The organism is Blastococcus saxobsidens DD2 (genome assembly GCF_000284015.1).
Taxonomy (GTDB): Bacteria; Actinomycetota; Actinomycetes; order Mycobacteriales; family Geodermatophilaceae; genus Blastococcus; species Blastococcus saxobsidens_A.
In genome coordinates this window covers 1278289-1301066 of record NC_016943.1, presented here as the reverse complement: position 1 = coordinate 1301066, position 22778 = coordinate 1278289, and the positions used below count along the sequence as shown (strand labels likewise).

Genomic DNA, 22778 nt, shown 5'->3' with positions numbered 1-22778 from the left:
GCGCACCCGGTCATGCCTGCGCCTGCGGGACCTGGCCGGCGGCGGGACCGGCCTGTGCCGCCGCCCGGACGGCGCGGACGATGTTGTGGTAGCCGGTGCAGCGGCAGAGGTTGCCCTCCAGCCCCTCCCGGACCTCCCGGTCGGTGGGGTCGGGGTTGTCGGCCAGCACGCCGACGGCGGCCATCACCATGCCGGAGGTGCAGAAGCCGCACTGCAGCCCGTGCTCGGCCCGGAACGCCGCCTGCACCGGGTGCAGCTCGCCGTCCGGACCGGCCAGGCCTTCCAGCGTCGTGACCTGCGCCCCGTCGGCCTGGGCAGCCAGCACGGTGCAGCTCTTCACGGACAACCCGTCGACGATGACGGTGCAGGCGCCGCAGGACGTGGTGTCGCAGCCGATGTTGGTGGCGGTCAGCCCGCACGCCTCGCGGAGGTAGTGCGCGAGCAGCAATCGCGGCTCCACCTCGTCGGTGCGCTGCGTGCCGTTGACCGTGATCGACACCTGCATCAGTTGCCTCCCTGCTGGGCCCGCTGGATCGCTCGGAACACCCGCATGGGCGTGGTGGGCATGTCGATGTGTCGCACGCCGAGATGGGCCACGGCGTCGATGACGGCGTTCTGCACCGCCGGGGTGGAGCCGATGGTTCCCGCTTCGCCGATGCCCTTGGCACCGAGGGGGTTCATCGGCGTCGGGGTGGCCATGTCGACCAGCTCGAAACTGGGCAGCTCGGTGGCGGAGATGAAGGGGTAGTCGGCCAGCGTGGAGGTGGTCGGGTTGCCGTCCTCGTCGTAGAGCACCTCCTCCAGCAGCGCCTGGGCGACGCCCTGGGCGTAGCCGCCGTGCCGCTGGCCTTCTGCGAGCAGCGGGTTGAGGATCGTGCCGGCGTCGTCGACGGCGATCAGCCTGCTGACCTCGGCCTTGCCGGACTCGACGTCCACCTCGACCACCACCACGTGGGCGCCGAAGGGGAACGTCGGGGCCGCGGCGTCGAACCTTGTCTGCACCAGGAGCTGCTCGTCGGCGGCCAGCTCGGCGAAGGTGACCCCCGCTCCCGGCGTGCCCCGGACGGCGAGCCCCGCGAGACCCAGGTCGACGACGAGGTCCGCGAAGTCGACCTCCAGCTTCTGCGCGGCCCGCGCACGGGCCAGGTCGATCAGCTCATCGGCTGCCTGGTGCACCGCAGCCCCGCCCTGCTGCAGGCTGCGGGACCCCATGGTCCCGCCGCCTTGAGGCACCCGGTCGGTGTCGCCGTGCACCACGGTGATCTTCTCCACCGGGATGCCCAGCTGATCGCTGGCGATCATCGCCCACGCGGTGGCGTGACCCTGGCCGTGCGGCGAGGTTCCGGTGAGGACCGTGGCCGTGCCGTCCGGGTGGACCTCGAGCTCGGCGGCCTCCCCGGTGCCGGCACCGTTGTCGGCCCCGGTGATCTCCACGTAGACCGACATCCCGATGCCCAGCTGACGCACGTCGCCGCGCTCCCGCCGCCGGGCCTGCTCGGCCCGCAGTTCGGCATAGCCGGCCGCCTCCAGCACCTTGTCCAGGGCCACGACGTAGTCGCCGGTGTCGTACCTCGCGCCCATGGGTGTGGTGTGCGGCTCGCTGAACGCCGGCAGCAGGTTCTTCCGGCGCACGTCGGCCGGGTCCATCCCGATCTCGGCGGCGAACCGGTCGACCGCGCGCTCCAGCGCCGCCGTCGCTTCCGGCCGACCGGCGCCGCGGTAGGCGCCGATGGACGTCGTCGTGGTCGCCAGAGCGCGCGCCTTGGCGTGCACCCGCGGAATGCCGTAGACGCCAGGGGCCATCAGCATGGTGAGCCGCGGGAGGGTTGCGCCGATCCGTGGATAGGCGCCGCAGTCCTGGTCCGCCACCAGGCTGTACGCCTCGATGGTGCCGTCCCGGCGACCCCCGATGGTGACCACCTGGTCCTGGCCCCGCCCGTGCAACATGCCGATCAGGTTCTCCGACCGGCTCTCCGACCAGCGGACGGGCCTGCCGACGTGCCGGGCCATCCAGGCGACGAGGGCGTACTCCGGGTCGGCACCGATCTTGGCCCCGAAACCGCCGCCGACGTCGGGGGTGATCAGGTGGATCAGGTCCGGGTCCATCTTCAGCCAGTCCCCGAGCTGTCCCCTGGCCTGCTGGGCGCCCTGGTTGGTGCACCAGACGGTGACCCGGCCGTTCTCGCCCCAGGCGGCCGCGGCGGCGCGGGTCTCCAGCGGTACCGGTGCCACCCGCTGGTTGACCATCGGCTGGGTGACGACGACCTCGCAGCCGTCGAAGAAGTCCGCCGGCGCCGGTTCACCGAAGGTGGCCATGACGTTGGTGCCCGCCTCGGGGAAGAGCAGCACCTCGTCCCTGGCCGCCTCGGCCGTGCCGACCACCGCGGGCAGGGGGTCGATGTCGACCGAGACCAGCTCGGCGGCGTCCTCCCCTTGATACCGCTCCTCGGTGAGGACGACGGCGATCGGGTCGCCGACGAACCGGACCAGGTCCGACGCCAGCCACGGACGGGTCATGGCCGGGTTGACGAAGGGGAAGGGCGGTGGCAGCGGGATCAGCTCGGCGACGTCCTGCGCCGTCACGACCGCCACCACACCCGGCGCCTCGAGTGCTGGGGAGGTGTCGACCGACAGCAGCCGACCGTGCGCGACGGTGGACCGCACGAACGTCGCGTGCAGCGCTCCGGCGAGCCGTTCGTCCACGAGGTCGTCGGTGTAGATCGCGCCGCGGGTGAGGAAGAGCGGGTCCTCGGTGCGGACCACTCGAGTGCCCAGGATGCTCATGCGCCAGCCTTCCGTCGTCCCAACGAGCACACTGAACCAGACTTCGCGAGGGGCGACACGAGGACCCTGGATGGGTCCTGCGCGCCGCCGGCGGAGGTCTCCGGGAGCCTCCCTCGACGGGCCGCAGTCCGCCGACACGTTCCTGATGCTCCGCCGTGGACCACGATCTCTGCTGTTGTGGACCGCGCGCCTGGCCAGCCGGGGGGCGGGCGGGCTGCCCGCCGTCGCCCGGAGAACGAGACCCTGCCACGGGCCCACACGCACGAATCGGACCACAAGGCCGGTTCCTACGGGCCTGCCCCGTGCAGCGAGCGGCGCGCCCGGGTGATCAACCGTGGTCGGCGACGGCGCGCAGCCGGTCCCGGTCGAGGACAACCACCCCGCCACGACGCAGTCCGACCAGACCCGCCTCCCGCAGGTCGCCCAGCAGCTTGGTGGTCGTCGCCCGGGTGGTTCCCACCAGGTCGGCGATCTGCTCGTGGGTCAGCCGGATCTCCGGCCCGCGGTAGGCGAGGAGTCCCGCTCGCGGAGCGGCCTCCACGAGCTGGCACAGGACGGCGGCCAGCCGCTGGGGAGCAGGTTTCAGCACGGTGTCGGCGAGCCGCTGCTCGACCTCGGCCACCCGCCGGCCGAGGCCGCAGATGATCCGGGCGGCGATGCGGCTGTCGGCCAGCAGCATGCTCCGGACGTCGTGCTCGCTCATCAGGCAGAGCACGCTGGGCTCGAGGGCCTCGGCGAACCCGTCCCCCATGCGCTGACCGACGAGCTCCATCTCGCCGAACAGCGCTCCCGGGCCGAGGACAGCCAGCGTCAACCGCCTGCCCTCCGGCGACAAGCGGTAGAGGCCCACCGACCCGGCCTTCACGATGAACAACACCGTGTGCGGGTCGTGCGGCGACCACAGCAGCGTGCCGGCCGGAACCGTCCGCATCGGGGCGGCTGCGGCCAGACCTGCCAACTCCTGAGCGGTCAGGTCCTCGGGGAACGGCGGGGGTGGCCGGTGGACTGGCCGGTGGTCTGGTCTTCGGGCTGATGATGCAGGCCTGGGGCATGATCCCGATGGTCGCGGCGCTGGTGGGGAGCAGCTCCCCTGCGGTGGGCTGGGTCGTGCACCTGCTGATCTCCGCCGTCTCCGGCCTCGCGTTCGCGGTGCTGCTGGGCCCGGTCCTCAAGGGCGTGGTCCTCGCGACGCTGCTGGGGCTCGGCTACGGCGCCGTCCTGTGGGTGGTGGGACCTCTCCTGCTGATGCCGGCCCGCATGGGGATGCCCGTCTTCGTGGTCAACGACATGGCTGTCAACAGTCTGATCGGGCACCTCGTCTTCGGGCTGCTGCTCGGCGCGATCGTCGGGGCGATGCTCCGCCACCGCACCGCGCGACCGTAGGACGGGCCGTTCGGTGAGGGATGTGTCGAGTCCGCGGCGGGAGCCGGAGATCGCCCATCCGCCGCCGGACCCGGTCCTGCAGGTATACGTCGCCGACGGCTGCGGCAGCTGCCGACGGGCCAGGGAGCTCGTCGCGCAACTCCTGCTCAGGCACCCCGGTGCCGCCGTCGAGGTGGTGGACCTCAGCCGGACCCCGCTGGAGCGAGCACTCCCGGCCGGGCTGGTCGGAACCCCGACGTACACGGTCGACGGGCGGGTGCGCTGGCTGGGCAACCCGTCGCCGGCGGAACTGCTCGCCTTGGTGGAGAGGCGCCGAAATTGACCGAGCACAGGGAGGACGTCGTGCGCCACGACCGACGGGTGCGAGGGCGGTTGTTGGCCATTCTCGCGGCACTCGCCGTCGCGTCGGCCGCCTGCTCTCCGGGCACCGGGAGCGGCCCGGCCTCGCCGGCCGGCGGAACGGTGGCGGAGGGGCCGCAGCAGGGGACCGCCCCGGCCCTGGCCCCCTCGGGCACCACGCTGGACGGCGGGAACGTCGACGCCGCCGAGCTGGCCGGCACGCCGGTCGTGCTCTGGTTCTGGGCGCCCTGGTGCACCGTCTGCCGGGCCGAGGCGCCCGAGGTCGCCGAGGTGGCGGCCGAGTACGCGGGCCGCGTCGAGGTGCTGGGCGTGGCCGGCCGGGGCGAGCTCGAGGCGATGCAGGCCTTCGTGGACGAGACGGGCACCGGTGGTCTCCGGCACCTCGTCGACGAGGACGGCAGCCTGTGGCAGCGCTTCGGGGTGATCACCCAGCCGGCGTTCGTCTTCGTGACCGGCGACGGCACGACGGAGAGCTTCATGGGCTCGCTGGGTGGCGAGCAGCTGCGCGCCATGGTCGAGGAACTGGACCGGGAGTAGACCGTCATGGACCCCGGACTGCTCACCCTGGCACTGCTGGCTGGAGCGGTGGCTGCCTTCAACCCGTGCGGGTTCGTGCTGCTGCCCGCCTACCTCGGCCTGCTCGTGGCCGCACCCGAGCCCGACCGCGGCGCAGCCGCAGGCAGAGCGGTGCGATTCGCACTGGGGATGACCACCGGCTTCGTCCTCGTCTTTCGGCACGGTCGGCCTCGTCCTGATGCCCGTCCTGTCCACGCTGCAGCAGTACCTGCCGGTGCTCACGGTGGCGATCGGCGTCGCCCTCGTGCTCATCGGGCTGTGGCTGGCAGCCGGCCGGAGCGTGGCCGTGCCGGGATTGGCCGGCCGCGGCAGGCCACCGACGTCGCGGTGGACGACGCAGGTCGGCTTCGGGGTGTCGTTCGCCCTGGCGTCCCTGTCCTGCACGCTGGCTCCCTTCCTGGCCGTCACCGCCGGTGCCCTGCGGGCCGGCGGTTCGTTCGGTGTCGTCCTCACCTTCGTCGTCTACGCGGTCGGCATGGGCACGGTGGTCCTCGCCCTGAGCGTCGCCGTCGCGCTCGCCCGTACGTCCGTCGTCCGTTCGATGCGCCGTGCCGCGGCGCTGATCAGCCGGGGCAGCGGTCTGCTGCTCGTGCTGGCCGGCGCGTACGTCGCCTGGTACGGGTGGTTCGAGATCCGGGTGCTCTCGGGCCGGTCGACCAGCGACCCGGTCGTGTCGGCCGCCGTCCAGGTGCAGGCCGCGCTCAGCCGCTGGGTCGCCGGCCTCGGTGCGGAAGGGCTGGTCGCCGTCGCTCTGGTCACAGTCGTGGTGCTGGTGCTGCTGCTCCGCCGATCCCGGAGCCGCCGGGCCGTGGAGTCCCTCCGATGAGCCGCCGCGCGTCTTTGCTGGCGACGGCGCTGCTGCTGCTGGCTGCCTGCGGCAGCCCGGCCGACGACCCGACGGATGCGAGCGCCGGCACGGAGACGGGCATCGTGTCCACGAACTCCGTGCTGCTCGAGGAGGTCACCGGCTCCCCGCCGGAGGAGGTCCCCTCCGCACTGGAGCGCATCGACGACCCGGCGCTGCCCGAGCCGCTGGTCGATCCGGCCGAGGTGATCAGCGGAGGTCCACCGCCGGACGGGATACCGCCGATCGACACTCCCCGTTTCGTCCCGGCCGCGAGCGTCAACTGGCTGACCCCCGACGAGCCCGTGCTCGCCCCCGCCATCGGCGAGACGGCCCGGGCCTATCCCGTGCGGATCATGATCTGGCACGAGGTCGTCAACGACAGCATCGACGGCCGGCCCGTCGTCGTCACGTACTGCCCGCTGTGCAACTCGGCGCTGGCGTTCGACCGGCGGCTCGGCGACCGGGTGCTGACGTTCGGCACCTCCGGCCTGCTCTACCGCTCGGACCTGGTGATGTACGACCGGCAGACCGAGTCGCTGTTCTCCCAGATCGAAGGCCGGGCGATCGCCGGGGTGCTCGCGGGCGCCGAGCTCGAGCGGATCCCCGTGCAGACCGTCACCTGGGCCCAGTGGCAGCAGGCCAACCCGGACGGATGGGTGCTCAGCCGGGAGACCGGCGTCTCGCGTGACTACGGCGCCAACCCCTACACCGGCTACGACTCCCCCGACGGATCCCCGTTCCTCTTCGAGGGCGAGCCCGACCCCCGGCTGCCGGCCATGCAACGGGTCGCCGGGCTCGGCGCGGCGGAGGACCCGGTCGCGGTGCCGCTGGCCGATCTGGTCGAGACCGGCGTGGTGGAGCTGACCGTCGGCGGCGGTCCCGTCGTCGTCTGGGCCGTCGAGGGCCTGCGCTCGCCTCTGGACGAACAGCGGGTGCACCAGGGCCGCTCGGTCGGTGCCACCGGGGCGTTCGACCCGGTCGTGGACGGGGACCCCCTGCGGTTCACCCGGGACGGCGACCACTTCGTCGACGCCGGGACCGGCTCCCGGTGGAACGTCCTGGGCCAGGCGGTCGACGGACCCCTGGCCGGCACCCGCCTGGAACCGGTGGACCACCTGGACACGTTCTGGTTCGCCTGGGCCGCCTTCCATCCCACGACCCGGATCGCGGACCTCGGTTGAGGCCGGTGGATCTCCCGCTCCCCTGGTGACCCAGGGGAGCTGTGCGGCAAGGTGTCGCAGGTGGCGTTCGAGCTGACCGGTGCCGGGCTGCCCGTGCCCGACGGGGTCCGGGCTGAGCTGCGCCGCGAGTGGGTACGACTGGCACGGCCCGGGACCTGGCTGTCAGGACGCGAGCGGGTGGCCGTGGCCCGGGAGGCGCGGGCCGCACGCTCGTTCACCGACGCCGACACGGACCTCCCGCCGCTGCTGACCGAGGCCGCGCACTCGGTGTCGGCCGCCGCAGACCTCATCACGCGGGAGTGGGTGTCCGACCTGCGCGCCCGGGGTCTGGAGACCGAGCAGTACGTCGAGGTCGTCGGCGTCGTCAGCAGGCTGGCGGCAGTGGACTCCTACGTCCGAGGAGTCGGATCCGCGGAGGAGCCGCTCCCCGACCCCGTGCCGGGCGAGGCCAGCCGCCGGCGCAACGGGCAGGTCCGGTGGCGAAATGCGTTCGTCCCCACGGACCCCGAGGACGGCGCCCTGTACGCCCTCTCGGCTGTCCCCGCGGAGAACGAGGCCCGGAACCGGCTCCATGCCGCCCTCTACCTGAGCACGGAGCAGATGGCCGATCTCGCGTACCAGGACGGGCTGTCCCGCGCACAGATGGAGCTCCTGGCCGCACGTGTCTCGCTGCTCAACAACTGCTTCTACTAGCTGCTCGCGCACGCCGACATGCTCCGTGCGAGTGTGCAGACGACGACCGGGACCTCCGTGGATCTCCGCGCGGTCGCGGACGCCGGCATCGACCCCGGAATCGCCTGGGGAGCCGAGCTCCGCGATCTCGCGACGGCCATGGCGACCGGTGAACGGCTCGACGAGAGCCGTTCCGCACTGATCCGCGTGGCCGACAGGCGGGTGACCGCCGCTGCGGTTGGCGTGTGCGCGAACTTCGAGATGATGAACCGCATCCTGGATGCGACCGGATGCCCCGTTCCCGCGCGCCTGCGCCACCTGGAAGGACTGCTCGGCATCGCCGGTCCCCAGTGAGCGAGCGGCGACCAACGCGCTGATGCTGTCCGAAGCCGGCGGAGGAGGTGCCCTCATGGCTGTGCCGCCCCCGGTCGGCACGGGTCTGCGCATGGGTACGCCCCAGGCGCGCTGGGTCCTGCTCGCGACCGTCCTGGGCTCGGGCGTGGCCATGCTGGACGCGACGGTCGTGAACGTGGCCCTGGAGCGGATCGGGGCCGATCTCGGTGCCGACTTCTCCGGCCTGCAGTGGACGGTCAACGCCTACACCCTCACGCTCGCCGCGCTGATCCTGCTGGGCGGTTCGCTCAGTGACCGCTACGGGCGCCGCCGGATCTTCCTCATCGGGGTGTGCTGGTTCGCCCTCGCCTCGCTGCTGTGCGGGCTGGCCCCTGACATCGGCACCCTCGTGGCCGCCCGCGCGCTGCAGGGCGTCGGCGGTGCGCTGCTCACCCCGGGCAGCCTGGCCCTCATCTCGGCGTCGTTCTCCGGATCCGACCGGGCCGCCGCCGTCGGCGCGTGGTCCGGCCTGTCCGGCGTGGCCGCCGCGATCGGCCCGTTCGTCGGCGGCTGGCTGGTGGAGTGGAGCTGGCGGGCGGTCTTCCTGATCAACCTCCCGCTGGCTGTCCTCGTCGTCGCCGTCACGGCCCGGTACGTACCCGAATCCCGCGACCCGGCGGCCGCCGCCCGGCTGGACTGGGCCGGGACGGCGCTGGTCGCCGCGGGGCTCGGCGCCCTCACCTACGCCCTCACCGCCGCCGGGGACGACGGCGCCGGAGCGGGGATCTGGCTGTGGGGCGGGGCCGGGCTGCTTGCCCTGACCGCCTTCGTCCAGGTCGAGCGGCGGTCCCGGCATCCCTTGGTGCCGCCGACGTTGTTCGCGAACCGGCAGTTCACCGCCACCAATGCCGCGACGCTGTTCGTCTACGCCGCCCTGGGCGCCGTCTTCGTGCTCCTGGTCCTGCAGTTGCAGGTGGTCTCCGGGTTCAGCCCGCTGCTGGCCGGCACCGCCCTGCTCCCGGTCACCGCGCTGATGCTGCTGTTCTCCGCGCGGGTCGGGGCGCTGGCCCAGCGGATCGGACCGCGTCCGCTGCTCACCGCCGGGCCGCTGGTGGCCGCCGCCGGGGTGCTGCTCATGCTGCGCATCGGCCCGGACGCCTCCTACCTGTTCGACGTGCTGCCCGCCGCCGTCCTCTTCGGTGCGGGTCTCACCCTGCTGGTCGCCCCGCTGACCGCGACCGTGCTGGCCTCCGCCGAGGACCGCTATGCCGGCGTCGCCTCCGGGGTGAACAACGCCGTGGCCCGTGCGGCCGGCCTGCTCGCGGTGGCCGTGGTCCCGGTCGCCGCAGGCCTCGGCGGCGACGACTACACCGACCCGCCGGCGTTCGCCGACGGCTTCCGGACCGCCCTGCTCATCCTGGCCGGGCTCCTGGCCGCCGGGGCGCTGGTCGCCGTGGCCTTCGTCCGGCACCCGCTGGGTGGCGTACCGGCCCCGGCGCCGACGGACCCCGCCGGGTCAGAGCGCACCCCCATGGAGGAGCGCCCGCAGTGCGGCATCACCGGCCCGGCCATGCACCCACCGGCGCAGGCGCCGACGGAGGGACCACCGCCGGACGGCGTCCGCCCGGATGCGTCCTGAGCGGGATCGGGGCGCACCGGGCACATGTCACGGCTTCATCGGTCGAGCCCCCACTGGTGCCCATCGATCTGCTGCACGACCACGTCGCGGTGAACCAGTTGGCCGGACCCCGGTGCCTGAGCGGGGAGTGCGGTCAGCCTTTCGAGCGGACCGCAGCGCGGATCCCCCAGCCGGTGACGGCGTCGGCTGCCCGGCGCCACACCGGCTGCCGCCGGCGCTCGAGAACCGCCAGCCGGGCCTCCAGGTCGGCCACCCGGGTGGCATCCGGGCCGACCACCCGCGGGCGGGCGGCGAGTGTGGCCAGGCCCTCGGTCAGCCCGGTGACCAGACCCGCCACGTCGTCGGGAGCGAGCCGCGCGGTGCCGACACAGGTCTCACCGCGCCACAGGCTGAGGTTGACCAGACCTTGCTCGACGTGGGTCGAGACCCGGACCGCTCGTCCCTCACCACGCGCATCCCACGTCCAACGCCCGTGCACGGGCAGCACCGCAGCCGTCATCACCCCAGGCTGGCCGCGCAGCGGCCCGGGGTCAAGCGGAAGCGGAACGCGGCGGACTCGCCGGTGACCCGTTCAGTCCAGCGCGGTCGGCAGGCCGAGCGCGGCGAACAGCTCGCAGTCGAGGTTGAGGAAGCTGGAGATGTGGACGATCCGGCCGTCCTCGATCTCCAGCACGTGCAGGCCCCACGGCACGTGACCACCGCCCTCCGCAGGCCGGTACTGCGCGAACGCCGGCGTCCCGTTGGCCGAGGTCTGGATCAGCCGTGACCCGCGGCAACCGGCGCCCGGGCCGAGCATCCAGGTGGCCAGGTCGTCCCGGCCGCGCAGCCACATCTCGAACGGCGGCATGTGCTGGGTGGCGTCGTCGTGCAACAGCTGTACGAACGCGTCGATGTCGTAGCGCTCGAAGGCGTCGAGGTAGCGGGCCAGCAGCGCCCGGTCGTCGTCGTCGAGGGTGCGCGGCGCCGGCCGGCCGCCGACGTCGGCGAGCGTGGCCCGCGCCCGCTGCAGCGCGCTGTTCACCGACGCCACCGTGGTCTCGAGCAGCCCGGCGACCTCCTCGGCCTTCCAGCGCAGGACCTCGCGGAGGATCAGCACGGCCCGCTGCTTCGGGGGCAGGTGCTGCAGCGCGGCCACGAACGCCAGCCGCACCGATTCCCGCGCCACCGCCTGGTCGGCCGGGTCGCCGTCCTCGGGCAGGACCTGGCGGTCGAGCACCGGCTCGATCCACGCCGCCGCCGGGCGACGCCCGGCCAGCGACGCCTCGACCGGCGGGTAGGGCGAGCCGGCGAGGTCCATCGGCAGCGCCCGGCGCTGCCGGCCGTTCAGCTGGTCGAGGCAGACGTTCGTGGCGATCCGGTAGAGCCAGGACCGGACCGCCGACCGTCCCTCGAAGTCCGCCAGCCCGCGCCACGCGCGGACCATCGTCTCCTGCACCGCGTCCTCGGCGTCGAACACCGACCCGAGCATCCGGTAGCAGTAGCCGGTCAGCTCGCGGCGGTGTTCGAGCAGGCGCGGGTCCAGTTGGTCGGTCGGGCCGAGCGCGACGCTGGTCACCTGAGTCCCCTCCCGGTCGGTGTGCGCGTCAGCAGACCACAGCCCACCGACAGAACGGGAGGGGGCACGGCGCCTACTGGTAGGTGATCAGCTCCGGGTCGGGCTCCACGTCACTGATCGTCTGCTCCGGGGTGAGCATCGGGATGTCCTCGTCGTAGAAGTTCTTCCATCCCCACCGCAGCCCCTCGGGCGCATCCCGGCGCAGCACCTCCCAGGTGCTCTGCTTGGCACCCTGCCCACCCTGGCCGTCGGCGTGCACCATGATCGCCAGCTCGTCGCGGCTCATGTCCAGCCGCTCGCGGCCGGGGATCATGTCGAGCCGGAACTGGTGCAGCACGAGCAGCTTCTGCGGCAGCCGGTTCTCCCTCGTCAGGTCGGCCAGCCAGTGCACCACCCGGTTGACCTCCTCGATCCCGACCGAGCCGATCTGGACCAGGTGCACCTCGTTCGGCCCCAGCCGCCACTCGGGATCGAGGGCCAGCCCGACGTGCGGCATCTCCAGCAGCGGCCGGTACAGCTCCGCCTGGGTGACGAAGTCGGTGCGCCCGGGCTGGAGGTCCAGGACGACGTACATCCCGGCCTCCCCCGCCGCCTCGACCCAGGGCCGGAGCATCTCGATGTCGGCCTCGTTGGAGTAGTCGCCGTCGGCGCCGGCCGACGACGAGGCGATGGTCGCGATGATCTCGAACGTCGGCACGACGGTCTCGTCGACCAGCGGTTCGTACGGGGCGGCGTGCGCCCGCGCCCGCTCGATGGCCGCCTCCAGGGGCTGCTCCCCCATCAGGCCGAGGGCGCCGGTGCCGGGGTGCCCGTAGAGGGCGACCAGCAGCCGGCCGGGGAAGAGCAGCTGCCCGCCCCCCGGGAGCTCGACCCCGGTGGCGGCCGTGGCCACCTTCCAGTCCAGCCCGTCCTCGGCGGCGAAGCCCGCCCCGAGCGCGACGACCGTTTCCGGCGACTGCTCGGCCATGGCGTCCACGACCGCCTCGGACGCACGCGGGTCGGTCGTCCCCCCGGTCAGCAGCACGCGCGCGCCGGCCGCCCGGGCGGTCGCGATCCCGGCCACCGACTCCGGAAGACCCGTCGCCAGCACCATCGTGTCCTCGAGCGGCTCGGGACGGTCCACCTCCGGCAGGACCTCGTCCGTGGTGGCCGGCTCGGTCTCCTCGGCCTCGGTCGTCTCGGCCTCGGTCTCGGTCTCGGCGTCCGGGGCCCCGGCGTCCGGCTGCAGCGCCACGGGAGCCTCCGCATCGAGCGCCGCCACGGCCCCGGCCGCTCCGTCGGCCGGCACCGGCTCGCCCTCGGCCAGGTCCGTCCCGATCACCGCGGCGACGGCGCCGGCGTCCGCGTCGACCACCACGACCTCCGGGCCACTCTCCGGCACCGCACCGGCGGCCTCGCCGACGGCGAGCAGCGTGTCGACACCGAGCCGCTCGAGCTCGGCGGTCACCGGCTCCGGTGCCGCCTGGCCGGTGGTGACCAGCAACGGGACGCCGAGCGCCACCGCCGCCGAGGCGCCCAGCAGCATCCCGGGACGGTCGTCCTCGGCCGCGAGCACCGCCACGTCGGCGGAGTCGAACAGCGCCCGGCTGGTGCCGATCGCCGAGCCGACCGGATCGGTGTCGGCGACGACGGTCAGGGCCTCGTCGGGCGCGGAGACCGCGACCTCGGCGACCGGGGCCTCGGTCGCGCCCTCGTCCGGCTCCTCTCCGGACGAGGACGTGCAGGCGGCGAGCAGGGTGGCGCTGAGCACGAGCGGGAACGCGCGAGAGCGCACGGGAGCCTCCGTCGGTCGGGCACGCCGACGGTGCGCGGAGCACGGCGACGACGGCGTCGGAGAGTCCGAGCCTAGCGGGCGATGGCAACCGGCCCGGTGGCTGGACACCGCCCCCGCGCGGCGGGGACCATCCGCGCCGAGATGACGACGGAGCGGCAGTCGGGTCAGCCCGACCCGGAACCGGCCGGCCACCGGGATGGGTCCCTCCGCCCGCCGGTGCCAGGCCTCAGCCACCGCCGCTTCCCGGCCACGCTCGCCGATCTCCGGGGCTGACCGCCGGAACTCGTTGGCATCCTGTCGGCCCCGCCAGGTAGACAGCACCCGTGGCCGACGACGTCTTCTCCCAGCTGCGCCCGATCACCGCGGACGAGTGGCCGGCCTTCACCGAGGCCATGCATGCCGTGTTCGCCGAGGATCCGCCCGCCGACTTCGCCGAGCGCCCGTCGCCGGTGGCCGAGCTCGACCGGTCCCTGGCACTGTGGGACGGCGACCGGGTGGCCGCGACCGCCGGCATCTACAGCCGCACCCTCACCGTCCCCGGCGCGGTGGTGCCCTGCGCCGGGGTCACCTGGGTCACGGTCGCGCCGACCCACCGCCGGCGCGGCGTGCTCACCGCGATCATGCGCCGCCAGCTCACCGAGCTGCACGAGCAGCAGCGGGAGCCGGTGGCCGGGCTCTGGGCGGCCGAGTACCCGATCTACGGCCGCTTCGGCTACGCGCCGGCGACCGTGGAGGCCCGCTTCTCCGGCCGCACGGAACGGCTGCGGCTGCGGCCGGACGTCGACCTGGGGACGGGCCGGGTGGAGCAGGTCTCCGTCGAGGAGTACCGGCCCGCCGCCGTGGCCGTGCACCGGGCGGTGCACCGGTTCGTGCCCGGGAACATGGCGCGCGACGAGCGCTGGTGGGACCGGCAGCTGCGCGACGACCCGTCCCAGCGCAAGGGCGCGACGGCCCGCCGGTACCTGCTGCACCGGGAGGCCGACGGCACGGTCACCGGGTACGCCACGTACCGGGTGACGGACTCCTGGACCGACACCGGTGAGCCCGACGGCACGCTGATCGTCGAGGAGGTGCGGGCGACCAGCACCCCGGCCTACGCCGCGCTCTGGCAGCTCCTCCTGTCGGTCGACCTCGTCCGCACGCTGAAGTACCAGGCGTCCTCCCCGGACGACCCGCTGCGCTGGCTGGTGACCGACGGCCGTGCGCTGCACAGCACGCCGGTCGACGGGCTCTGGGTCCGGCTGGTCGACGTCGACCGGGCGCTGGCCACCCGCCGCTACCCGACGCCGATCGACCTGGTGCTCGAGGTGCGGGACCCGTTCTGCCCGTGGAACGACGGCCGCTGGCGGCTGTCCGGCCACCCGGCCGGCGGGTACTGCGGCCGCACCGACCGCGACCCCGACATCGTGCTCGGGATCGAGGAGCTGTCGGCCGCCTACCTGGGTGGCGTCTCGCTGGCCACGCTGCAGGCGGCCGGCCGCGTCACCGAGGTCAGCCCGGGCGCGGTCACGCTGGCCAGCGCGGCGTTCGGCTGGCCGGTCACGCCGTGGTGCCCGGACTCGTTCTGACGGGTCAGGGGTGCGCGGAGCGGGTGGGCAGGCCGCCGGCCGGGCGGTGCCGGTCGCGCTCGTAGTCGCTGATGATGCCGATCCGGCGGACGTGCCGCTCGTCCCCGCTGAACGGGGTCTTCAGGAACTCCAGCACCAGCGCCGCGGCCTCCTCGTCGCTGTGCTGACGAGCGCCGATGGAGACCACGTTGGCGTCGTTGTGCTCCCGGGCCAGCTGTGCGGTGGCGGTGTTCCACACCAGCGCGGCGCGGACCCCGGGCACCTTGTTGGCGGCCATCTGCTCGCCGTTGCCCGACCCGCCGATGACGACGCCGAGCGAGCCCGGCTCGGCGACCGTCCGCTCCCCCACCTCGAAGCAGAACGGCGGGTAGTCGTCCTGTGCGTCGTACTCGAAGGCGCCGCAGTCGACCGGCTCGTGACCGGCCTCGGCGAGCACCTGCTTCAGGTGCTCCTTGAACTCCAGGCCGGCGTGGTCGGTGCCGATGAAGACGCGCATGCCGGCGAGTCTGACAGGCTCCCGCCGTGGCGGTCCTGGGGGTCGACGGTTGGCGGGGACGCTGGGTGGGAGCGCTGCTGCGGGAGCGGTCGGTGCGCTTGCTGGTCCTGGACGACGTCGCCGCGGTGCTCGGCGTCCCCGACGTCGAGCTGATCGCGATCGACATGCCGATCGGGCTCTCGGACGACGGGGTCCGTGCGTGCGACGTGGCGGCGGCTGACCGCCTCAAGGGCCTGGGCGCGGCCGGCTCGGTCTTCCCGACGCCGGTGCGCGCGGTGCTGGCCACCGACGACTACGCCGAGGCGCGCCGGCTGTCGCGGGCGGCGACGGTTCCCCCCCGCGCGCCCTCCGCCCAGGCCTTCCAGCTGGTGAAGGCCATCCGCGACCTCGACGACGCACTCGGTGACCCGCCCACCGACCGGGTGGTCGAGGTGCACCCGGAGCTGGCCTTCCGCGCCCTCGATCGCGCCGTCCGGGACCGGAAGGGCAGTGCGCGCGGCACGATGCAGCGGCTGCACGCGCTGCGTGCGGTGATGGACGTCGAGACCGCACTCGCCGGGGCCCCCGTCGGCGTCCCGGTGATCGATGCCCTGGACGCCTGCGCCGCTGCCTGGTCGGCACACCGGCTGGCCCGCGATGCGGGCGAGTGCATCGGGGACGGCACGACCGACAGCCGGGGCCGGCCGATGCGCATCTGCTGGTAGTCAGGCTCCATCCGGAGGCTCGCCGCGAGCCTGCGCGGGGTGAGGAGGACGGGGTCCCTCTAGGAGCCGGTGACCCGCCGGACGACCGACAGCGGCAGCACCCGGAGCAGGCGGGCCACCGGGCGCCAGGGGAACGGGGGCACGTAGCCGCGCACCGGCTCCCGCTCGATCACCTCGGTGAGCGCGTCGACGCCCTTGTCCAGGCCCACGGTGAGCGGTCCGCGCCGGCCGACGTTGATGTCGGTGGCGATGTAGCCGGGCAGGATCGTGGAGACCTCGATCTGCGACCCGTAGACGTCGGAGCGGATGCCCTCGGCCAGTGCGTTGAGTGCCGCCTTGCTCGCCCCGTAGGCGGTCCGGCTGCCGGGCATGCCGCGGACCGAGGCCACCGACGAGATGAGCACCAGGTGACCCATCCCCTGGCGGCGGAACAGCTCCATCGCCGCCTCGCACTGGGCGTGCGAGCCCAGCACGTTCGTGTGCAGGACGGCGCGGTTGGCCGCCTCTCCCCCGGTGCCCACCGAGGCGCCCTTGCCGATGCCGGCGTTGACGATCACCCGGTCGAAGCCGCCGAGCCGGTCGGCCAGCTCGGAGAAGACGGTGGCCACCGATCGCGGGTCGTCGACGTCCATGGCCGCGACCTCGACCCGGATTCCCGGGTGGGCGGACCGCAGCTCGGCCTGGAGCGCCTCGAGCCGCTCGAGGCGGCGGGCGCAGAGGGCGAGGTCGCGGCCCATGGCCGCGAACCGGCGGGCCATGCCCTCGCCCAGGCCGGAGCTGGCCCCGGAGATGAAGATGCGCTGGCGGGTGGGGTGCGGCACCCCGACAGCATGCCGCACCCCACCGGACCCGCACTCATGTCCATGAGTGCGGGAGGGGTCAGCGGCGGGTGAGCTCCAGGGCATCGGCCGGGACGGAGTCCATGTCGGGGCCGGAGAGCCGGGTGCGCTTGAGCTCCCAGAAGTCGGGCAGGTTCGCCAGCAGGACCGCGCCGTCGAACGCCCTGCCGGCCTCCTCCCCGGTGGGCACCTTGCTGATGACCGGGCCGAAGAAGGCGACCCCGTCGATGTGCATGACCGGCGTGCCGACGTCGTCGCCGACCGGGTCCATGCCCGCGTGGTGGCTCTTCTCCAGCACCTCGTCGTACTCCGTCGAGGTGGCGGCCTCGGCCAGCGACGCCGGCAGACCGACCCGCTCGAGCGCGGGGGCGATGATCTCCTCCAGCTCGCGGCCCTCGTGGTGCCGCAGCGTGCCCATGGCGGTGTAGAGGTCCCCGAGCACCTCGTCGCCGTGCTGCTGGGCGGCGGCGGTCGCGACCCGGACCGGCCCGATCGCCTGCTTCATCATCTCCTGGTAGTCCTCGGACAAGTCCCGTCCGCGGTTGAGGACGGCGAGGGACATGACGTGCCAGTGCAGGTCGATGTCGCGCACCTTGGCCGCCTCCAGCACCCAGCGGCTGGTCAGCCAGGCCCACGGGCACAGCGGGTCGAACCAGAAGTCCACGCGGGCCTTGGTGGGGGCGCTCTGCACTGCGTCGGTCATGCGTTCTCCTCGTTCCGTGGCCCGGGCAGGCGCGCCCGGGGCCGTCTCTGCTGGTGGCAAGCCAGGTGGGGGTGGGCTTGTTCCCCGGGGAGGCCCGCGTACGGGCGGGCGGACCGTCGTCCCCGCATGACAAGCTGCGGCTGTGGCTGTACCCAACCTGACCCGCACCGATGCCGCCGCGCGCGCCGAGCTGCTCGCCGTCCAGAGCTACGACATCTCCCTCGACGTCACCGACGGCGCCGGGCATCCCGGCGAGCACACCTTCCGGTCGACGACGACCGTCGAGTTCACCTGCCGACGGCCGGGCGCCGACACCTTCATCGACCTGGTGGCCGAGACGGTCGACTCGGCGACGCTGAACGGCACCGAGCTCGACATCAGCACCTACACCGAGGAGGGCGGGCTGCCGCTGCCCGGCCTGGCGGAGCAGAACACCCTCGTGGTGACGGCGGACTGCCGCTACACCAACAGCGGCGAGGGGCTGCACCGCTTCCTCGACCCGGTCGACGGCCAGGTGTACCTGTACACCCAGTTCGAGCCGGCGGACGCCAAGCGGATGTTCACCTGCTTCGACCAGCCGGACCTGAAGTCGACGTTCACCCTGCACGTCACCGCGCCGTTCGACTGGCAGGTCATCTCCAACACCGGCGGCCGCACCATCGAGGCCGGCGAGGGCGGGTCGCAGCTGGCGCACTTCGCGCCCACCAAACGGATCTCCACCTACCTGGTGGCGCTGATCGCCGGTCCGTACGCCAAGGTCACCGATCTGCACGAGGGCATCCCGCTGGGCCTGTACTGCCGCGCCTCGCTGGCGGAATTCCTGGACCCCGACGAGATCTTCCGGGTGACCAAGCAGGGCTTCGACTTCTACCACCGGGTGTTCGACTACCCGTACCCGTTCGACAAGTACGACCAGCTCTTCGTGCCGGAGTTCAACGCCGGTGCCATGGAGAACGCCGGGGCCGTGACCTTCCTGGAGGACTACGTCTTCCGGTCGAAGGTCAGCCGGGCGCGCTACGAGCGCCGGGCGGAGACGATCCTGCACGAGCTCGGGCACATGTGGTTCGGCGACCTGGTGACCATGCGCTGGTGGGACGACCTGTGGCTCAACGAGTCCTTCGCCACCTACATCAGCACGCTGGCCCAGGCCGAGGCGACCGAGTACACGACGGCGTGGACGACGTTCGCGAACACCGAGAAGGCGTGGGCGTACGCGCAGGACCAGCTGCCCTCGACCCACCCGATCGCCGCCGACATCCCCGACGTCGCCGCGGTCGAGGTCAACTTCGACGGCATCACCTACGCCAAGGGCGCCTCGGTGCTCAAGCAGCTGGTCGCCTACGTCGGACGCGAGGAGTTCCTCACCGGCGTGCAGCGGTACTTCCGCCGGCACGAGTACGGCAACACCACGCTCGCCGACCTGCTCGGCCCGCTGTCGGAGAGCTCCGGGCGCGACCTCTCCGAGTGGGCCGACCAGTGGCTGCGCACCAGCCAGGTCAACACCCTGCGGCCGGTGTACGAGATCACCGACGACGGCCGGTACGCCTCCTTCGCCATCGAGCAGACCGCCGTCGCCGAGCACCCGGTGCTGCGCAACCACCGGCTCGCGGTGGGTCTCTACAGCGAGGGCCCCGACGGGCTCACCCGCAGCCACCGGGTGGAGCTCGACGTCGCCGGAGCGCGCACCGAGGTCCCGGAGCTGGTCGGGCACCCGGCCGCGGACCTGGTGCTGGTCAACGACGATGACCTCACCTACGCCAAGCTGCGGCTCGACGAGCGGTCGCTGGCCACGCTGCGCACCCGCATCGGCGCCATCCCCGACCCGCTGGCCCGTGCGCTGTGCTGGTCGGCGGCCTGGGACATGACCCGCGACGCCGAGCTGCCCGCCCGCGAGTGGGTGCGGCTGGTGCTGGCCGGCATCGGCGCGGAGACCGAGAGCAGCGTTCTCCAGTCGCTGCTGGCCCGGGTGCAGAGCGCGCTCTCCTCGTTCGCCGACCCGGCCTGGGCGCCGACCGGCTGGGCGCAGCTGGCCGACCACGCGCTGGCCGCTCTGGACGCGGCGCCGGCCGGGAGCGACCAGCAGCTGCTGTGGTCGCGCACCCTGGCCAGCGCCGCCCGCACCGACGAGCACGCCGCCGCGCTGCGCGGCCTGCTCGACGGCTCACGGGTCGTCGAGGGCCTCGAGGTGGACACCGACGCCCGGTGGGCGTTCCTGCACGGGCTGGTGTCCATCGGGGCGGCCGGCGATGCGGAGATCGACGCCGAGGCCGGGCGGGACGCCACGGCCACCGGCGCCCGGCGAACGGCCACCGCGCGGGCGCTGCGGCCGACGCCGGAGTCGAAAGAGACGACCTGGCGGCAGGCCTTTCACGACGAGACCATCCCGAACGCCGTCCACGAGGCCGTGGTGGCCGGCTTCTGGCACCCCGCGCAGCGCGAGCTCACCGCGGGGTACGTGGACCGCTACTTCGCCGAGGTGCGGCCGGTCTGGGAGCGCCGTCCGGGCGAGATCGCCAAGAACACCGTGCAGTACCTGTTCCCGCCCGTCGTCGAGCCGCGGACGATCGCGGCCGCGGACGCGTGGCTGGCCGACGCCGAGCAGCCCCCCGCGCTGCGCCGGCTGGTGTTCGAGGGCCGGGACGGCATCGCCCGGGCGCTGCGCGCCCGCGAGCGGGACGGCGACGCCCACACCTCGCAGTAGCAGCACGCACCGGACGACGGAGCCCCGCCCACCTGCTGGTGGGCGGGGCTCCGTCGTTCCCACCCCCGCCGCCCATCGTGATCAGGTCACCTGATCACCAGGGGTCCTGGCTCAGCACCGGTGGTGAGCCAGGACCCGAAATGATCAGGTCACCTGATCATTCCGCCGAGCGGGGTGGAAGGACGAAGGCGCCGCACTCCCGAGGGGGTGCGGCGCCTTCGTCGTCGCTCAGTGAGCGCGCAGCGCCGCCGGGTGGCCGGCCTGGTCGGACAGCTGGCGCAGCCCGTTGACGATGCCGCCCACGAGGTCACCGGCGGTGAAGGCGCTGGTCATGGAAAGGACGGCGAGGGCGCAGGCGCGGTCGGGCAACCGGCGGGCGGCGCCCGCACCGGTGACGACCTCCACCACCCGCTGCCCCGGCGCGACGGCGATCAGCACCGCATCGGCCGGATCGGCGCCGGAGCGGGCGTGCAACCCCTCGGCGTGCGCGCGGGTGGGCGTGCTCAGCTCACCGACGTAGAGGGTGAACCGCAGCCCCGTCTCGCGGGAGGACATGGTCAGCGCCTCGTCCAGCCGGGCCAGCTCCTGGTAGCTGAACACCCGGTCGACGGGCGGCTCCTCGTTGCGGGAAGGCGCCGTCGACTTGGTGGCGGTGTCGTAGGAGGAAGTGTCGAGCGCGGTGCTCATCGCCGGTCTCCGGAGGGGGTCGTCGGGAGGTCAGGAAAAATCACGGGGCTGGTCACCAGGTGCCACGCGCGCCGCCCAGCGGGCCCGCGGGCGACGGCATGCGGGCGGCGGTGGCGCCACCGTGCGGCCGGTCGGCACCGGCGTCGGCGACGGCCGGGCCGGCCCCGGTCTCGGCGTCCAGCGCCCGCTCCCCCGGCTGCTCGGGGTACATGGAAGAACCCAGCGCGGAGGTACCGCTGCCGGGGACGGCCGCCGGCCCGTGCGTCGGCGCCGGACCGTGCTCGGAGTCCCCGCCGACGTGCGCCGGGTGCGGCTCGTACCAGACCGGGGCGTAGTTCCAGGGCTGGCCCGGCTTGTACCGGGGGCGCCGGTCCTTGCCCGGCCGGAGGGTCAGCAGCGCCAGCACCGCGGTGATGGCCAGGGGGATGCCGGCGAAGACGAGGTACCACTCAGCGTCGAACACGGGGACAACCTACCGGCAGCTGCTCGTGATCATCGGGTGTCGCCCCACACGGCGGGGCGGCGGTGCGCCCATGGCCGGGCGGCCTCCAGCTGTGCCGAGAGGGAGACCAGCGTCGCCTCGTTCGCCGGGCGGCCGACCAGCATCGTCCCGACCGGCAGGTCGTCGGCCGTCCAGTGCAGCGGCACGCTGACCGCGGGCTGGCCGGTGACGTTGAACAGCGCGGTGAAGGCGGCGTAGCGCTTCTGCCGCTCGAAGTCCGGCGCACCCTCCCCGTCGGCCTGGAACCAGCCGATCGGCCGCGGGGTCATGGTGAGCACCGGTGCTAGCAGGACGTCGAAGCCCGCGGTGGCGCGGATGAATTGCCGGGAGAACAGCCGCAGGGCGAACATCGCCTCCATCGCGTCCTGGGCCGACATCGCCAGCCCACGGTCCCGCATCCACCGGGTGAGCGGCCGCAGCTGGTCGACCCGGTCGGGGGGCACCGGCAGCGTCGTCGCGCTCAGCGCCCACACCCGCTCGAAGGACGGCAGCACCGTGGGGTCCAGCAGGCCGGCTGGGGCGTCCTCGACGGTGTGGCCCAGGCTCTCCAGCAGCCGGGCGGCGGCGTCGAGCGCCTCGGCGACCTCCGGCTCCAGCTCCACCCCGGGTACCGCCGACTCCAGGTACCGGCCGATCCGCAGCCGGCCCGGCTCCCTGTCGGCCCACCCGAGGAACGTCTCACCCGGGGGCAGCGGCGGCGCCCAGAAGGGATCGCCGATCTCCGGGCCGGCCATCGCGTCGAGCATCGCGGCGGCGTCGCGCACCGTCCGCGCCAGCGGGCCGTTGATGCCCAGCCCCGTCGTCTCGCTGGCGTAGGGGGCGTTGCTGATCCGCCCGCGGGTGGGCTTGATGCCGAACAACCCGTTGATGCTCGCCGGGATCCGGACGGAGCCGCCCCCGTCGCTGCCCTGGGCGAACGGCACGAACCCGGCCGCGACGGCGACCGCGGCGCCGCCGCTGGAGCCACCGGCCAGCCGGGAGGTGTCCCAGGGTGAGCGGGCCGGCCCGACGAGGTCGTTGTCGGTCCAGCAGGGGAAGCCGAACTCCGGCGTGTTCGTCTTGCCGACGCTGATCGTCCCGGCGTCGGCCAGCCGCGTGACGACGGCGTCGTCGACCCGCGGCACGAAGTCGGCCATGGTCGACGAACCGAACGTCGTCCGGACGCCGGCGGTGTTGTTGAGGTCCTTGATCGCGGTCGGGACGCCCAGCAACGGAGGCAGCTCCCCGCCCTCGCGCAGCCGGGCCTCGGCGGCCGACGCGGCGGCGCGGGCGCGCTCGGGGGTCACGGTGATGAACGCGCCGAGGCCGGCATCGAGCGCGTCGATCCGGCGCAGCGCGTGCTCCACCAGCTCCGTCGGGCTGACCTCCTTCGCGCGGACGGCGGCAGCCTGCTCGAGCGCGGTGAGGTCGTGCAGCTGGGTGTAGGAGGTCACGTACGGGACGCTAGCGCGCAGTGCGGAGTGCTTGCTCGCCT

General features: G+C 73.5%; 22 protein-coding genes and 1 pseudogene. 11 read left to right on the top strand and 12 right to left on the bottom strand.

Features of this window, described 5'->3' with window-relative positions:
* Window positions 1-10 precede the first annotated feature (10 nt).
* The 3 genes from BLASA_RS06195 to BLASA_RS06185 all read right to left on the bottom strand — a co-directional run bounded on the left by BLASA_RS06195 (window position 11) and on the right by BLASA_RS06185 (window position 3715).
* Window positions 11-505 carry a (2Fe-2S)-binding protein gene (locus tag BLASA_RS06195; RefSeq protein ID WP_014375189.1) on the bottom strand — a complete coding sequence of 165 codons (495 nt, stop codon included), beginning with the start codon at window positions 503-505 and terminating at the stop codon, window positions 11-13.
* On the bottom strand, window positions 505-2784 hold the full coding sequence (locus BLASA_RS06190) for a xanthine dehydrogenase family protein molybdopterin-binding subunit (RefSeq protein ID WP_014375188.1): 2280 nt from the start codon (window positions 2782-2784) through the stop codon (window positions 505-507). The genes BLASA_RS06195 and BLASA_RS06190 overlap by 1 nt, the downstream gene beginning before the upstream one ends.
* A 328-nt stretch (window positions 2785-3112) precedes the next feature.
* Complete coding sequence (locus tag BLASA_RS06185) at window positions 3113-3715, bottom strand: Crp/Fnr family transcriptional regulator (RefSeq protein ID WP_014375187.1); 603 nt, start codon at window positions 3713-3715, stop codon at window positions 3113-3115.
* 62 nt (window positions 3716-3777) lie between these two features.
* Between BLASA_RS06185 and BLASA_RS06180 the strand changes: the two genes are divergently transcribed.
* The 8 genes and pseudogenes from BLASA_RS06180 to BLASA_RS06145 all read left to right on the top strand — a co-directional run bounded on the left by BLASA_RS06180 (window position 3778) and on the right by BLASA_RS06145 (window position 9775).
* Entirely contained in the window at window positions 3778-4167 is a 390-nt protein-coding gene (locus tag BLASA_RS06180) for a hypothetical protein (protein ID WP_014375186.1), read from the top strand.
* 22 nt (window positions 4168-4189) lie between these two features.
* Complete coding sequence (locus tag BLASA_RS06175) at window positions 4190-4489, top strand: glutaredoxin family protein (RefSeq protein ID WP_014375185.1); 300 nt, start codon at window positions 4190-4192, stop codon at window positions 4487-4489.
* On the top strand, window positions 4486-5064 hold the full coding sequence (locus tag BLASA_RS06170; protein ID WP_166486484.1) for a TlpA family protein disulfide reductase: 579 nt from the start codon (window positions 4486-4488) through the stop codon (window positions 5062-5064). The genes BLASA_RS06175 and BLASA_RS06170 overlap by 4 nt, the downstream gene beginning before the upstream one ends.
* Before the next feature lie 205 nt (window positions 5065-5269).
* Window positions 5270-5929, top strand: a pseudogene (locus BLASA_RS06165) (hypothetical protein); the annotation flags it as partial.
* Window positions 5926-7131, top strand: coding sequence for a DUF3179 domain-containing protein (locus BLASA_RS06160; protein WP_014375182.1), 1206 nt, complete (start codon window positions 5926-5928; stop codon window positions 7129-7131). The pseudogene BLASA_RS06165 and the gene BLASA_RS06160, both read left to right, overlap by 4 nt.
* A 60-nt stretch (window positions 7132-7191) precedes the next feature.
* The gene (locus tag BLASA_RS06155; RefSeq protein ID WP_014375181.1) at window positions 7192-7824 is read left to right on the top strand and encodes a hypothetical protein; all 633 of its coding nucleotides are present in this window, start codon (window positions 7192-7194) and stop codon (window positions 7822-7824) included.
* Window positions 7825-7857: 33 nt separating this feature from the next.
* Window positions 7858-8157 (top strand): hypothetical protein, encoded by a 300-nt coding sequence (locus BLASA_RS06150; protein ID WP_041775637.1) that lies wholly within the window; start codon window positions 7858-7860, stop codon window positions 8155-8157.
* A 55-nt stretch (window positions 8158-8212) separates the two neighbouring features.
* Window positions 8213-9775, top strand: coding sequence for an MFS transporter (locus BLASA_RS06145; protein ID WP_014375179.1), 1563 nt, complete (start codon window positions 8213-8215; stop codon window positions 9773-9775).
* A 133-nt stretch (window positions 9776-9908) separates the two neighbouring features.
* On the opposite strand, the gene BLASA_RS24525 is transcribed toward BLASA_RS06145, so the two are convergent.
* From BLASA_RS24525 to BLASA_RS06130, 3 genes are all read right to left on the bottom strand, one after another.
* Entirely contained in the window at window positions 9909-10274 is a 366-nt protein-coding gene (locus BLASA_RS24525; RefSeq protein ID WP_014375178.1) for a hypothetical protein, read from the bottom strand.
* 72 nt (window positions 10275-10346) lie between these two features.
* The gene (locus tag BLASA_RS06135; RefSeq protein WP_014375177.1) at window positions 10347-11330 is read right to left on the bottom strand and encodes a sigma-70 family RNA polymerase sigma factor; all 984 of its coding nucleotides are present in this window, start codon (window positions 11328-11330) and stop codon (window positions 10347-10349) included.
* 73 nt (window positions 11331-11403) lie between these two features.
* Window positions 11404-13104: a hypothetical protein gene (locus tag BLASA_RS06130; protein WP_014375176.1), complete on the bottom strand. Its 1701-nt coding sequence runs from the start codon at window positions 13102-13104 to the stop codon at window positions 11404-11406.
* 323 nt (window positions 13105-13427) lie between these two features.
* Between BLASA_RS06130 and BLASA_RS06120 the strand changes: the two genes are divergently transcribed.
* Window positions 13428-14672 (top strand): GNAT family N-acetyltransferase, encoded by a 1245-nt coding sequence (locus tag BLASA_RS06120; protein ID WP_014375175.1) that lies wholly within the window; start codon window positions 13428-13430, stop codon window positions 14670-14672.
* A 4-nt stretch (window positions 14673-14676) separates the two neighbouring features.
* On the opposite strand, the gene BLASA_RS06115 is transcribed toward BLASA_RS06120, so the two are convergent.
* The gene (locus tag BLASA_RS06115) at window positions 14677-15168 is read right to left on the bottom strand and encodes a ribose-5-phosphate isomerase (RefSeq protein WP_014375174.1); all 492 of its coding nucleotides are present in this window, start codon (window positions 15166-15168) and stop codon (window positions 14677-14679) included.
* A gap of 26 nt (window positions 15169-15194) precedes the next feature.
* Between BLASA_RS06115 and BLASA_RS06110 the strand changes: the two genes are divergently transcribed.
* Window positions 15195-15872: a DUF429 domain-containing protein gene (locus BLASA_RS06110; RefSeq protein WP_014375173.1), complete on the top strand. Its 678-nt coding sequence runs from the start codon at window positions 15195-15197 to the stop codon at window positions 15870-15872.
* Between the two features lie 59 nt (window positions 15873-15931).
* On the opposite strand, the gene BLASA_RS06105 is transcribed toward BLASA_RS06110, so the two are convergent.
* Both BLASA_RS06105 and BLASA_RS06100 read right to left on the bottom strand, forming a co-directional pair.
* Window positions 15932-16693 (bottom strand): SDR family oxidoreductase, encoded by a 762-nt coding sequence (locus BLASA_RS06105; protein ID WP_014375172.1) that lies wholly within the window; start codon window positions 16691-16693, stop codon window positions 15932-15934.
* Between the two features lie 58 nt (window positions 16694-16751).
* Window positions 16752-17414, bottom strand: a complete 663-nt coding sequence (locus tag BLASA_RS06100; RefSeq protein WP_014375171.1) for a DsbA family protein — start codon at window positions 17412-17414, stop codon at window positions 16752-16754.
* 142 nt (window positions 17415-17556) lie between these two features.
* On the opposite strand from BLASA_RS06100, the gene pepN reads away from it, so the two are divergent.
* Entirely contained in the window at window positions 17557-20115 is a 2559-nt protein-coding gene (gene pepN / locus BLASA_RS06095; protein ID WP_014375170.1) for an aminopeptidase N, read from the top strand.
* A gap of 228 nt (window positions 20116-20343) precedes the next feature.
* On the opposite strand, the gene BLASA_RS06090 is transcribed toward pepN, so the two are convergent.
* The 3 genes from BLASA_RS06090 to BLASA_RS06080 are packed head-to-tail and all read right to left on the bottom strand — an operon-like array spanning window position 20344 to window position 22737.
* Window positions 20344-20802, bottom strand: coding sequence for a DUF5130 family protein (locus BLASA_RS06090; RefSeq protein WP_014375169.1), 459 nt, complete (start codon window positions 20800-20802; stop codon window positions 20344-20346).
* Window positions 20803-20854: 52 nt separating this feature from the next.
* Window positions 20855-21265, bottom strand: a complete 411-nt coding sequence (locus BLASA_RS06085; RefSeq protein WP_014375168.1) for a hypothetical protein — start codon at window positions 21263-21265, stop codon at window positions 20855-20857.
* Window positions 21266-21294: 29 nt separating this feature from the next.
* Window positions 21295-22737, bottom strand: coding sequence for an amidase (locus BLASA_RS06080; protein WP_014375167.1), 1443 nt, complete (start codon window positions 22735-22737; stop codon window positions 21295-21297).
* Window positions 22738-22778 lie beyond the last annotated feature (41 nt).